Raw genomic sequence first — 12700 nt, forward strand, 5'->3', positions numbered from 1 at the left:
ATGAGACCGCTGACCCGGATCTTCCGCCGCACCCCCTCGCTGCGGACCCGGGTCGCGTTCGCCACCGCTATCGGCGCCGCGATCGTCGTCGTCATCGTCGGAACCATCGTCTGGGTCGGCATCACCAACGACCGCAAGGAACGACTGGACCGCCGCCTCGACGAGGCCGCCGGATTCGCCATCCCGTTCCTGCCGCGCGGCCTCGGCGAGATCCCCCGCTCCCCCAGCGATCAAGACGCGGTGATCACCGTCCGCCAGGCCGGCGACATCTCGTCCAACTCGAACGTGATCCTGCCCGAGCTGCCCGACGGCTACGCCGACACCTACATCGACGGTGAACGCTGGCGGGTGCGCACCGTGCAGATCCCGGCCCCCGGACCGATGTGGGTGGCCGTCGGGGCGACCTATGACGCCACCATCGCCGACACCAACAACCTGCACCGCCGGGTGATCATCATCTGCGTGTTCGCCGTCGGCGCGGCCACCGTGCTGGGTTGGGTCCTGGCCGCGTTCGCGGTGCGCCCGCTCAAACGGCTGGCCCAGCAGACCCGGCAGATCGAGGCGGGCGACGAGGCTCCCGACGTCCAGGTGCGCGGAGCCAGCGAAGCCGTCGAGATCGCCGACGCGGTCAACGGCATGCTGAAGCGCATCTGGAAAGAGCAGGACCGCACCAAAGCCGCGCTGGCCTCGGCCCGCGACTTCGCCTCGGTGTCCGCCCATGAACTGCGCACGCCGCTCACTGCGATGCGGACCAACCTGGAGGTGTTGTCCACCCTCGATCTGCCCGATGACCAACGCAAGGAAGTGGTCAGCGACGTCATCCGCACCCAGTCCCGGATCGAGGCCACCCTCGGGGCGCTGGAGCGCCTCGCCCAGGGCGAGCTCACCACCACCGACGACCACGTCACCGTCGACATCACCGAACTGCTCGACCGCGCCGCCCATGACGCCATGCGCGTCTACCCCGATCTCGAAGTCTCCCTGGCTCCTTCACCGACCGTGATCATCATCGGGCTACCGACCGGACTGCGGCTGGCCGTGGACAACGCGATCGCCAACGCCGTGAAGCACGGCGGCGCCACCCGGGTACAGCTGTCGGCGGTCAGCTCCCGCGAGGGCGTGGAGATCGCGGTCGACGACGACGGGGTGGGCGTGCCCGAGGAAGAACGCGTGATGGTGTTCGACCGCTTCTCCCGGGGGTCGACGGCGTCGAGGTCGGGTTCCGGGCTGGGCCTGGCACTGGTGGCGCAGCAGGCCGAATTGCACGGCGGCACAGCCACTCTGGAAGCCAGCCCGCTGGGCGGAGCGCGCCTGCTGCTGCGCCTGCCCGGCCCGCACTGACATGCCCCGGACACAAAATCGCCCGCCCCCAGTGCGGAGGCGGGCGACTGCGTTTGCCGCTACTTCTTCTCGCGCTGGGACTTACCGCTGTCCCACCGGTTGAACCCGGCCTTCTCGGCGGATTCGACGTCGGCGAACCAGATCTCGGCGACGGTCACCGAGTACGACGGGCTCTCCGGCGAGTGATAGAGCATCGAATCCTCGTTGCCCTTGATCAGATAACCCGCCGGGGTGCCCGCACCCGAGACCCGCACCGAGCCTGCACCGTACGGCGTCTCCTCGACGACTTTGACGTCGTCATCGGCGGCCTCATGTGCGCCCCCGCCGGAGGCGAACTTGGCCGCCCCGGCCGCTCCGGCGGCAGCCGCGCCCGCCGCCGCGGCACCCGCGCTGGTCACCTTGGGCAACTGGGTGGTGGGCTCGTCACCGGCACTCACCTTGGGCAGCTTCGTCGTGGCGTCGTCCGCGACAGCCGTTGTGCCGGCCGCAGTTCCGCCGACGGCGGCGGCCGTACCGCCGGACCCGGCGGCAGCGTCGGGACGACGGCCCAGGGCGCCGTAGACCGGCACCTCCCGCTTCACCCGGCGCAGGGTCAGCGCCAGCGTCAACACCAGCCCGAGCACGAACGCCAGGGCCATCAACCACCAGTTCACATCGCTCATCGTCGTGCTCCAATCTCACGCGAGCCGGGCAGTTCGGCGAACGCCTCTTCCTCACTGGTGGGCTTGACGGTCACCACTGAGATCAGCCAGGCCACCAGCGACCCCACCACGAACGCGAGCAGATACCACAACCATTGGATTACGAAGTCCATGTCGAATCTCCCTAATTGACCGTGATCTCGACACGGCGGTTCTGCGCCTTGCCTTCGGGGGTGTCATTGCTGGCGATCGGATTCGCCGAACCCGCACCGGACGACCTCACGTGATCAGCCGGAAGTCCCTGCGAAACCAGGTAATCGGCAACGGCTTTGGCGCGGTTGCCGCTCAGCGGGACGTTGATCGCGTCATTGCCCGAGCTGTCGGTGTAACCGGTGACGGCCACCTGCGCACCCGCACAGGACTTCAGCTTGTCGGCCACCTGCGACAACAACTGCTGCGACGCCGGGGCCAGAACGAACCCGTCGGTGCTGAAGTTGATCGGAGTGCGCAACAGTGCACTCACATCACCCTGCAGCGCGGCGCACGGCCCGGGCGTACCACCGGGTGCACCCGGCGCACCGGGAGCCGCAGGCGCCGGCGGTGCCGGAGCAGCCGGGGCGGCTGCGACCTGAATGTTGTTGACCAGCTTGACGTTCGGCCACGCTTGTTTGGCAGCCGCCTCGACCGAGTCGCGCACCTCTGCCGACGGTGCGGTACCGGTCAGCGTCAATGTGTCACCGTCGATGCTGAAATTGAAATCCGGGATCCCATCGGCCGCGGCGTCGAACACCTTGCCCAGGGCCGACACATCGGGGGTGCTCACACCCGGACGCAGATTCAGGTTGTCGACCAGATTCACGTCCGCACCGAACTTTCCGCGCAGCCAATCCAGCAGCGAGGCCTTGGCAGCCGCGTCGGGAAGATCACCGGTGAGGGTGAAATCGTTGCCGTTACGCGCAATCGACAACGGCGCGAACGACAGGTTCGGCAAATTGACGTTGGGGGCATTCACATCCGGTGCATTCACATCCGGAGCGGTCAATGTCGCAGTGGGATTGACATCGGGAAGCGTGAGATCACCGTTCTTGTCCGAGCGGTCGAGCCCGCCCCATCCGATCAGCCCCAGCAACAACGGAACTACCGCCAGCGCCAACAACCAACCCAAACCTGGTGGTCGTCGATATAATTTGGAGGCTGTTTGCCAGCCTGTGATTGTCCGAGATTCGTCCGAACCCGACATTTGGGCACTCCTGAAGTCGACGAACAGTTATCGATTGCAACCAAACAGGTTGACGTTAGCAGCAAATGGAAATTGACGGTTAGGTTCGGCCAATACTTACCGAACCCACGGCGACGTCAACGAGTGGCGAGCAGATCGATCACGAAGATCAGCGTCTTACCCGAAAGCCGATGCCCCGAACCCGCCGGTCCGTACGCCTGTGCCGGCGGAATGACGAGCTGCCGACGACCGCCGACCCGCATCCCCGGAATTCCGTCCTGCCAGCCCTGAATCAGGCCCCGCAACGGAAATTCAATAGATTCTCCTCGATTCCACGAGCTGTCGAACTCCTCGCCGGAGTCATATTCGACGCCGACGTAGTGCACCTCGACAGTGCCACCGGGCACTGCCTCGGGACCGTCTCCGACCACCAGGTCGGTAATGACCAATTCGGTCGGGGCGGGTACGTCCGGAAACTCGATGTCAGGTTTTGTACTCACCGGATCAACGGTAGTCCGGCAGACTGGTTGTGTGGCCAAAGATCAGGACATCCTCGCCGAAGTTCACCGGCTCGTTGCCGAAGAGCAGGAGCTGCGGACCAAACTGCAGCGCCGGGAAATCGATGAGACCGAAGAGCAACAACGACTGAGATCGCTGGAAGTCGCCCTCGACCAGTGTTGGGACCTGTTGCGGCAGCGCCGTGCGCTGCGTGACACCGGACAGGACCCGGGCCTGGCCCAGACGCGACCTGCCGACGAAGTCGAAGGCTATCGAGGCTGACCGGACGGGCAAGGTGACAGATAAGGCGTTGGACGCCGTCATCATCGGCGGCGGGCACAACGGCCTGGTAGCCGCTGCCTACCTGGCGCGGGCGGGACGCCGGGTCCAGGTGCTCGAACGGCTCGACCACGTCGGCGGCGCAGCGGTTTCGGCACACGCCTTCGAAGGGGTGGACGCCCGGTTGTCGCGGTACTCCTACCTGGTCAGCCTGCTGCCCGAACGCATCGTCAACGACCTGGGCGCCCGAATCCGGCTGTCACGCCGCCGAATCTCGTCCTACACGCCCGATCCGGTCACCGGTGGCGCCACCGGGCTGCTGGTCGGCCCGAACCCGACATTCGACGCGATCGGCGCCGGCGACGACGCGGCCGGGTTCGACGACTTCTACCGTCGGTGCCGACTGATCACCACCCGGATCTGGCCGACCCTGCTGCAGCCGCTGCGCACCAGGGCCCAGATGCGACGTGACGTCCTCAGCGGAGCTGACACCGAGACCGCGGCGGCCTGGGAAGCGTTGATCGAGCGGCCCATCGGCGAGGCGATCACCACCGCGGTATCGCATGACCTGGTCCGCGGCGTGATGGCCACCGACGCCCTGATCGGCACTTTCGCCGGCGTCGACGATCCGTCACTGATTCAGAACGTGTGCTTTCTCTACCACCTGATCGGCGGCGGAACCGGCGACTGGGATGTCCCGGTCGGCGGTATGGGCGCGGTGAGCGGCGCCCTGGCCGCCGCCGCCAGCGGCTATGGCGCCGAAATCACCACCGGTGCAGATGTTTACGCGATCACCCCGGATGGTGAAGTGTTGTTTCGGCATCGTGGGTCGGCGCGACGCGTGGACGCCGAGTGCGTGCTGGCCAACGTCACCCCGGCGGCGCTGGCCGAGCTGCTCGGCGAACCGGCCCCCGAAACCGCCCCTGGCGCGCAGGTGAAGGTCAACCTGATGCTGCGTCGACTCCCCCGCCTGCGCGACGAACATGTCACCCCCGAGCAGGCATTCGGCGGCACGTTCCACATCAACGAGACCTTCAGCCAACTGGCCGGCGCCTACGACACCGCCGCCGCCGGGCGGGTTCCCGATCCGCTCCCGTGCGAAATCTACTGTCACTCCTTGACCGACCCCAGCATCCTGTCCGAAGATCTGCGTGCCTCCGGCGCCCAGACTCTGACCGTGTTCGGTCTGCACACCCCGCACTCGCTGGCCGTGGGCGATCCCGACCGGATGCGCGACCGGCTGACATCGGCGGTGCTGAACTCACTCAATTCGGTTCTGGCCGAGCCGATCCAGGACGTGCTCATGGAGGACGGCGCCGGTCGGCTGTGCATCGAGTCCAAAACGACGGCCGATCTGGAGCAGTCCCTGGGGATGACCGCGGGCAACATCTTCCACGGCGCCTTGCGGTGGCCGTTCGCCGAGGACGACGCTGCGCTGGAAACGTCGGCCCAGCGATGGGGTGTGGCGACGGCTCACGACCGGATCCTGTTGTGCGGCTCGGGCTCGGTGCGCGGCGGCGCGGTTTCGGGCATCGGCGGGCACAACGCGGCGATGGCGGTACTCGAGGTCTGAGCCGACCGGATCAGTGGGTGTCGATCAGCTCGGCGAACCCGTCGAGCACGCGCGCCAATCCGAACTCATAGGCGTGCCCGGCGCTGTAGGCCGCGTCGAACGCCTGGCCGGCCGCCGTCCCTACCCGTGAGGCCAACGGATACCTGTCGGCGTCGAGGACCCGCTCCAACAGCGGCCCGACACGTTCCCACCACTGTCCGTCGTCCACGCCGCTGTCGGCCGCGGCCCGGCGCGAGTCGATGGCGATCCGAGCCACCGAGTTCACGAAACCCAGCACGTATGTCAGGGCGCAATCCATGTCGAGATCGCTGAGCCCGAGTGAATCGAACGCACTCAGCTCATGGTCGTACTTGGCGATCATCCCGGGGCCCAGGGGCGGACGGGTGGTGGGCAGATAGGTGAGCCAGGGGTGCTGATCGAACATCGCCAGGTTCTCCTCGGCGACGATGGAAACCTTTTCCCGCCAAGGCTTTCCGGAGAAGTCGCGGCGCGGCATCCGCCGGTAGACGGTATCGACCATCAGGTCCAGCAGTTCGGCCTTGCCCGGCACATAGGTGTAGGTGGCCATCGGCGTCACGCCCAGTTGCACGGCGACCGCCCGCATCGTGAGCGCGTCCAGACCGTCCGCGTCGGCGATCCGGATGGCCGCGTCCACCACCGCGTCCACCGTGGTGCGCTGCTTCGGGCCGCGAGTACGAGTGCCCTGACCCGGCTCACGCCACAGCAGCTCGAGGGTGCGGACCGGATCGCCGGCACTGCTGCGGTCCGCACCTGCGCGTTCTCTCACGCCACTCACCTCTCTATACGATGTACAGTGTACGTCGTACAGGATAATCCACCGTCGAGGAGAATCATGGTCAACATGCCGCAGGCCTGCGAATTCAGCCCCACCCAAGCCGACGTCGACTCGGTACTGGCCTGGTTCGCCCGCTATGACGCGCTGGCGTTGAACAAGGACGTCGAAGGCATGGCGGATCAGGCCATGTTCCCGCTCAACGAAGTCACCGACGGCAGCGCCGAGGCCGTCGACCGCCCCGGCTTCGTCGCGCAGATGACCGAACAGTTGGGTCCGAACACCGATTTCGCGATGGAGTCCACCCGCACACCGCACTTCATCAACGAGAACCTGGTATTCGTCATCACCGCCGCAACCTTCACCGCCGACGGGTTCAGCCAGCGGGTCCGCTACGGCGATCTGCTCGTCAAGTGCGACGGCGACTGGAAGTTCCAGACCATGGTGCAGGGCGGGTGGGGTCAGAGCTGACCCGATCGGTCCGGCTAGGGCGCGGTGGCCTTGCGCAGGATCGCCTGTAGCGCTTCGAGGTCCCCGGCGTCGAGCGCCGCGAGCACATCCGGCGCCGGGTCCTCGACCCGGTCGATGCGCGCCAGCAGGGCGCGCCCGGCAGCGGTGAGCGAGACCAGCTTGCTGCGACGGTTGGCCGGGTCGATCGCGCGCACCACCAGCCCGCGCTCCTCGAGGTCGTTGACCGCGACCGTGGCGGCCGGGGCATCGACCGTCGCCGCGTGGGCCACCTGCTTGACCGTCATGGGTGCCCGCTCCAGGCGGCGCAGGATCCGGATCCGGCTGAACGGCAGGCCACTCTCCTCGATCACCGCGCGCTTCCAGCTGTCGCGATGGTCGAACACCAACCGGGTCAACGCCCGCCATACCTCGTCGGCCAATTCGGATTGCCGCTCACCGGACATGGGTCACCTCCGGAACGTGGTGCTGGCCGATCAGGGGCGCCAACTTCTGCGCGGAGCGCAGCGCCCACGGCGTGGTGGAGACCACGCCCAGCGTGAAGATCACCAAACCCAGTGCGGCACAGACGAACCACAGTGGACGGGCCGCCACGGCGAAATCCGTTCCGGCCCCGGCCAGCGCCGCGCCGGCCACCGAACCACACAGTGCCACACCGATACTCACACCGACCTGCCGGCTGGTGGAGGCCACCGCCGAGGCCGCACCCGCTCGGTCCAGCGGCATACCACTGACCGCCGTGGTGGTGATCGGCGCGTTCACCATCGAGAAGCCGATGCCGAACACCGCGAACATGACGAGCAGCTGCCACACCGGGGTGTCAGCGGTCAGCCGGGTCAGCAGGATGGTGGCCACGGTGATCGTGGCGCCGGCCACCAGCAAGGACGGCCGGCTGCCGTACCGGCCGACCAGCCGGCCCGACAGCGGCGAGAAGACCAGCGCGCCCACCGCGACCGGTAGGTAGATCAGGCCGGTGTGCATCGCCGAGTAACCCCGCTCGGTCTGCAGGTACAGCGACATCATGAACAGGAACGCCCCGTAGGCGGCGAACGCGCAGACCGCGATCAGGGTGGCCGAGGCGAACGGCACGCTGCGGAAGAACCTCAGATCGATGAACGGGTCCGTGCGACGCGATTCGTAGCGCAGGAACGCCACCAGGGCCACGAAAGCGACCGCTGCGACGGCGAGGGTGCGCGGGTCGGTCCAGCCGAATCCCGGGCCCTCGATGAGCACGAAGACCACACCGAACAGGAACCCCACGCCGAGGACCTGGCCGACCGGGTCGAGATCCCGCATGGTCGCCGACTTGGATTCGGGCACGAAGATCGCGGTGAGCACGACAGCCAGCGCACAGATCGGCAGGTTGATCCAGAACACCGCGCGCCAGTCCACGTACTGGATCAGCGCCCCGCCCACGATCGGGCCGAGGGCCATCGAGATGCCGACCACCCCGCCCCAGACGCCGATCGCACGGGCGCGCTCGACCCGGCCGGTGAACACCTGGGTGATGATCGACATCGCCACCGGATTGAGCATCGAACCACCGATGGCCTGCAGAAACCGAGCCGCTATGAGGGTTTCGATGTTGGGCGCCAGACTGCACAGCAGCGAGGCCACCGCGAAGATCGTCAACCCCAGCTGAAAGGTCCGCCTCCGGCCGAACCGGTCACCGGTGGCACCGGCCAACAACAACAGCGAGGCGAGCACCAGCGTGTAGACGTCGACGATCCACTGCAACTGCGACGGCGAGGCGGCCAGATCGTCGCGGATGCTCGGGAGCGCGACGTTGACGATGGTGGCGTCCATCGACACGATCAGCAGGCTGAGGCAGCACGAGACGAGGATGATCGCCTTGCGCCGTGCGCTGAGCGGGCCGATAGTTGTATTCACACAACTATTGTGGAACTACAACTATCTTTGAAGCAAGCCGAACACCTACCCCGGGAGACAATCGTCGCCGTGAATGAACGGAACTCCCTCGTCGCCGCCGCAGTGGCCGCCGCCGGAATCGAACCGGCCATCAAGATCCTCGACGCCGACGCCAAGACCGCCGCCGCGGCCGCCGAGCAACTCGGCTGCGAGGTCGGGGCGATCGCCAACAGCCTGGTGTTCGACTGCGACGGTGAGCCGCTGCTCGTCATGGCCAGCGGTGCGGCCCGCGTCGACACCGGCGTCGTCGCCGGACATCTCGGCGCCTCCGTCATCCGCAAGGCCGACCCGAAACTCGTCCGCAGCGCGACCGGACAGGTCATCGGCGGGGGGGCCCCCACCGGACATCCGGCGCCGCTGCGCACCATCGTCGACCAGACGCTGGAGTCCTACCCGGTGATCTGGACCGCGGCGGGCACCGCCGATTCCGTCATGCCCCTGACCTACGCACAACTGCTGGCGCTCACCGGCGGTGTCGCGCTCGCGGTGCGCTGATCCGGCATGGCGAAAGCCCGGGAGCACAGTGCCCCCGGGCTTTCGTCAGATGATCTCAGCGCTTGTTGATGTCCACGTAGCCGCGCTCGGTGTAGCCGGTGTAGATCTGGCGCGGGCGGCCGATCTTGTTGGGCTCCGAGTGCATCTCACGCCAGTGCGCGATCCATCCCGGCAACCGGCCCAGCGCGAACAGCACGGTGAACATGCGGGTCGGGAAGCCCATCGCCCGATAGATCACGCCGGTGTAGTAGTCGACGTTCGGGTACAGCTTGCGCTCGACGAAGAAGTCATCGGTCAACGCGATCTCTTCGAGCTGCTTGGCGATGTCCAGCAGCTCGTCGTCGCCACCGAGCTTGCCCAGGATCTTGTCGGCCTGCTCCTTGACGATGCGCGCCCGCGGGTCGTAGTTCTTGTACACCCGGTGACCGAAGCCCATCAGCTTCACACCGTCTTCGCGGTTCTTGACCTTCTTGACGAAGGTCTGCACATCGTCGTCGCCGGTGCGGATCTTCTCCAGCATCTCCAGCACCGCCTGGTTGGCACCACCGTGCAGCGGGCCCCACAGCGCGTTGATGCCACCGGAGATCGAGGTGAACAGGTTGGCCTGCGACGAGCCGACCAGGCGCACCGTCGAGGTCGAACAGTTCTGCTCGTGATCGGCGTGCAGGATCAGCAGCATGTCCAGCGCCCGGACGATCTCGGGATCCACCTCATACGGCTCGGCCGGGAAACCGAACGTCATCCGCAGGAAGTTCTCCACCAGGGTCAGCGAGTTGTCCGGGTACAGGAACGGCTGCCCCTCGGACTTCTTGTAGGCATAGGCCGCGATCGTCGGCAGCTTGGCCAGCAAACGGATCGTCGACAGCTCGACCTGCTTGTTGTCCAGCGGGTCCAGCGAGTCCTGGTAGTAGGCGCTCAGCGCATTGACCGCACTGGAGAGCACCGGCATCGGATGCGCGTTGCGCGGGAAGCCGTCGAAGAAGCGCTTGAGATCCTCGTGCAGCAGGGTGTGCCGCTGGATCTGGGTGGTGAACGCCTCCAACTGCTCGGCCGTGGGCAGCTCACCGTAGATCAGCAGGTAGCTGACCTCGATGAACGTCGAATTCTCGGCCAGCTGCTCGATCGGGATACCCCGGTACCGCAGGATGCCGGCATCACCGTCGATGTAGGTGATCGCCGATTTGGTGGAAGCGGTGTTGACGAACCCACCGTCAAAGGTGGTGTAGCCGGTCTTGGCCAGCAACGGACCAAGCGCGATGCCGTCACTGCCCTCGGTGGCATGGACGATATCGAGATCAATCTCGCCACCGGGGTACTTGAGAGTGGCAAGCTCCTGCCCACTCGACGGGTTTTCGGCCACGGGAATCCCTTCATCGTCCTGGGAACCGACAACTGCTCTACAAAAGGTAGTCGCAATCGATCGGCGCTGCCCGCGGGGGGTTACCAATGAGTCAGGAAAGGTGGCTCAGCCCTCGGTCGGAGCGCTGCTCCACACCCCCGACGACCTCCAGAAAATCGGCATAGGTGGCGTCGATCCGGGCGACGATGTCGTCCACGGTCAAGGAATCCCACTTTCCCTGAGATCCCAGCTCAGCGATGGCGGTCATGAGGATCGAACCCCATACGACGGCGGTCAGCTTGAGCCGGCGGTCGTCGCCGGCTACGCCCATCCGTCGCGCGAGCGCCGAGTTGACCGCGTCCACCCGGAACTCCGAAGCCGACTGCATCAACGCCGGCGACGAGGTGATGATGCGCGCCGAGGCCAACAACCGGTCGGAGGTGAGCTGAGGCGGGGGCGCGGTCTTGGTCTTGAGGAACGCCTGCACATGCGCGCGGTACAGCGCCTCGATGTCAGGGATCCCGGCCGGTTGCTCCGTGAGCTCGACCGCGACGATGTCGATCACCTCATCGACGAACGCCAGGACGACGGCGTCCTTGGTGGCGAAGTAGCGGCTGAACGTACGCGGGGACACGTCGGCCACCGCGGCGATCTGCTCGACGGTGGTCTGTTCGAAACCCTGACGGTCACACAGATCGATGGCGGCCTCGATCAGCATCGTCCGGGTGCGTTGTTTCTTCCGCTCACGCAAACCTGTCTCAGCCTGTCGCACAACGTCAACCACGAGATCGGATGCTAGCCCCCAAAGGCCTGCTTTTCGGTCCTTTTCGGCAACTAGGTGGCGTGCAGTGCCATTCGCCGGTGGTCATACTTTGTCAGGCTCGGACTGTTCCTGCTGCACGCTCACACCGGTTGTCACGCGGTAACGCACGAAGGCCGGCACCGCCAGGGCCGCGACCACCACCCCGACGACCACCAGCGCACCGCCGCCGCGACCGTCGTGCCCACCGCTGCCGCGGCCGCCCCGTGCAAGGTGTCGGCCAGCCGCGGGCCACCGGCCACCACCACCGTGAACACGCCCTGCAGCCGGCCGCGCAGCTCATCGGAGGCCGCCTGCTGCAGGATCGTCGAGCGGAACGCGGCCGACACCATGTCGGCCGCACCACCAATCGCCAAGAACGCCAACGCAATCCACAACACCATCCCGGCCTGGCCGTGCCCCGCCCCGCCGGCGATGCCGAACCCGACCATCGCCACGCCCCACACCACGATCGCCAGCACCACCGCCAGCCCCTGCCTGCGGATCCGCGGCAGCCAACCCGAGAACACACCGCCGGCCACCGCACCCGCCGACATCGCCGCCGCCAGCAAGGCCATCGCCGTACCGCCCTCGACCGGGCCGCCGAAACTCTCGTGCGCCATCTGGGGGAACAACGCCCGCGGCATCCCGAAGATCATGGCCACCAGATCGACGACGAACGACATCAGCACCACTTGATTGCCCGCCAGATAGCGGAAGCCGTCCAGCACCGCCGTCAGGCCCCATCGCGAGGCGCCCGTCTCGGTGCTCGCCGGCGGCATCGGCGCCAGCCGGAAGGTCGCCCAGATCGGTGCCAGACAGGTCACGGCGTCGATCAGATACAGCGTCGACAGGTCCACCCAGGTCAGCAGTAACCCGGCCATCAGCGGGCCGACGATCGCGCCGAACTGCATGACCGTCATGTTCAGCGAGTTGGCCGCGGGCAACTGCTCGCCCGGCAGCATCCGCGGGATGGCCGCCGAGCGCGTCGGGCTGTTGATCGCATAGAACGCCTGCTGCACACCCAGCAGACACAGCACCACCCACACGTTGTTCACCGACAGCGCGGCCTGCAGCCACAGCAGCACCGAGGATCCGGCCAGTCCGATCGAGGCGATGATGAGCAGCAGCCTGCGATCCATGGCGTCGGCCCAGGCTCCGCCCCACAGCCCGAAAACCACCAGCGGCACCAGCGCGAACAGCCCGGACAACCCGACGTACCAGGAGTTCTCGGTGAGCACGTACAGCTGCACCGGCACCGCGAAGATGGTCAGGTTGGCGCCGATGACGGTCGGGATCCCGGCCAACCACAGCCGCCGGAAATCC

14 protein-coding genes and 1 pseudogene are annotated in these 12700 nt (G+C 66.7%); 5 read left to right on the plus strand and 10 right to left on the minus strand.

Annotated elements, in window-relative coordinates:
* Positions 1–1341 carry a sensor histidine kinase gene (locus BN2156_RS27965; RefSeq protein ID WP_090518186.1) on the plus strand — a complete coding sequence of 447 codons (1341 nt, stop codon included), beginning with the start codon at positions 1–3 and terminating at the stop codon, positions 1339–1341.
* A 59-nt stretch (positions 1342–1400) separates the two neighbouring features.
* Here BN2156_RS27965 and arfC read toward each other — a convergent pair whose 3' ends face one another.
* The 4 genes from arfC to BN2156_RS27985 form a co-directional block, all read right to left on the minus strand.
* Entirely contained in the window at positions 1401–2003 is a 603-nt protein-coding gene (arfC, locus tag BN2156_RS27970; protein ID WP_090518187.1) for a channel accessory protein ArfC, sunset domain variant, read from the minus strand.
* On the minus strand, positions 2000–2155 hold the full coding sequence (gene arfB, locus BN2156_RS30950; protein ID WP_029110268.1) for a channel accessory protein ArfB: 156 nt from the start codon (positions 2153–2155) through the stop codon (positions 2000–2002). Before arfB ends, arfC begins: the two co-directional genes overlap by 4 nt.
* An 11-nt stretch (positions 2156–2166) precedes the next feature.
* Positions 2167–3222, minus strand: coding sequence for a channel-forming protein ArfA/OmpATb (arfA, locus tag BN2156_RS27980; protein ID WP_090518188.1), 1056 nt, complete (start codon positions 3220–3222; stop codon positions 2167–2169).
* Positions 3223–3338: 116 nt separating this feature from the next.
* Positions 3339–3701 (minus strand): FKBP-type peptidyl-prolyl cis-trans isomerase, encoded by a 363-nt coding sequence (locus tag BN2156_RS27985; RefSeq protein ID WP_090518189.1) that lies wholly within the window; start codon positions 3699–3701, stop codon positions 3339–3341.
* A 31-nt stretch (positions 3702–3732) separates the two neighbouring features.
* Between BN2156_RS27985 and BN2156_RS27990 the strand changes: the two genes are divergently transcribed.
* Both BN2156_RS27990 and BN2156_RS27995 read left to right on the plus strand, forming a co-directional pair.
* On the plus strand, positions 3733–3981 hold the full coding sequence (locus BN2156_RS27990) for a DUF2630 family protein (RefSeq protein ID WP_090518190.1): 249 nt from the start codon (positions 3733–3735) through the stop codon (positions 3979–3981).
* A 13-nt stretch (positions 3982–3994) separates the two neighbouring features.
* The gene (locus tag BN2156_RS27995) at positions 3995–5551 is read left to right on the plus strand and encodes a phytoene desaturase family protein (protein WP_090518191.1); all 1557 of its coding nucleotides are present in this window, start codon (positions 3995–3997) and stop codon (positions 5549–5551) included.
* Between the two features lie 10 nt (positions 5552–5561).
* On the opposite strand, the gene BN2156_RS28000 is transcribed toward BN2156_RS27995, so the two are convergent.
* Positions 5562–6338 (minus strand): TetR/AcrR family transcriptional regulator, encoded by a 777-nt coding sequence (locus BN2156_RS28000; RefSeq protein ID WP_090518192.1) that lies wholly within the window; start codon positions 6336–6338, stop codon positions 5562–5564.
* 66 nt (positions 6339–6404) lie between these two features.
* Here BN2156_RS28000 and BN2156_RS28005 point away from each other — a divergent pair, with 66 nt between their 5' ends.
* Positions 6405–6815 carry a hypothetical protein gene (locus BN2156_RS28005; protein ID WP_090518193.1) on the plus strand — a complete coding sequence of 137 codons (411 nt, stop codon included), beginning with the start codon at positions 6405–6407 and terminating at the stop codon, positions 6813–6815.
* A 14-nt stretch (positions 6816–6829) separates the two neighbouring features.
* On the opposite strand, the gene BN2156_RS28010 is transcribed toward BN2156_RS28005, so the two are convergent.
* Positions 6830–7258, minus strand: coding sequence for a MarR family winged helix-turn-helix transcriptional regulator (locus tag BN2156_RS28010; RefSeq protein WP_090518194.1), 429 nt, complete (start codon positions 7256–7258; stop codon positions 6830–6832).
* Positions 7248–8702, minus strand: coding sequence for an MFS transporter (locus BN2156_RS28015; protein WP_090518195.1), 1455 nt, complete (start codon positions 8700–8702; stop codon positions 7248–7250). The genes BN2156_RS28010 and BN2156_RS28015 overlap by 11 nt, the downstream gene beginning before the upstream one ends.
* A 69-nt stretch (positions 8703–8771) precedes the next feature.
* On the opposite strand from BN2156_RS28015, the gene BN2156_RS28020 reads away from it, so the two are divergent.
* On the plus strand, positions 8772–9236 hold the full coding sequence (locus BN2156_RS28020) for a YbaK/EbsC family protein (RefSeq protein ID WP_210436723.1): 465 nt from the start codon (positions 8772–8774) through the stop codon (positions 9234–9236).
* A gap of 55 nt (positions 9237–9291) precedes the next feature.
* Here BN2156_RS28020 and BN2156_RS28025 read toward each other — a convergent pair whose 3' ends face one another.
* The 3 genes and pseudogenes from BN2156_RS28025 to BN2156_RS28035 form a co-directional block, all read right to left on the minus strand.
* Positions 9292–10596, minus strand: a complete 1305-nt coding sequence (locus BN2156_RS28025; RefSeq protein ID WP_090518197.1) for a citrate synthase — start codon at positions 10594–10596, stop codon at positions 9292–9294.
* Positions 10597–10687: 91 nt separating this feature from the next.
* Positions 10688–11359 (minus strand): TetR family transcriptional regulator, encoded by a 672-nt coding sequence (locus tag BN2156_RS28030; RefSeq protein WP_090518198.1) that lies wholly within the window; start codon positions 11357–11359, stop codon positions 10688–10690.
* An 81-nt stretch (positions 11360–11440) separates the two neighbouring features.
* Positions 11441–12672 (minus strand): annotated as a pseudogene (locus BN2156_RS28035) (MFS transporter).
* Between the last annotated feature and the right edge of the window lie 28 nt (positions 12673–12700).

Origin of the sequence: Mycolicibacterium neworleansense (assembly GCF_001245615.1) — a bacterium.
Taxonomy (GTDB): Bacteria; Actinomycetota; Actinomycetes; order Mycobacteriales; family Mycobacteriaceae; genus Mycobacterium; species Mycobacterium neworleansense.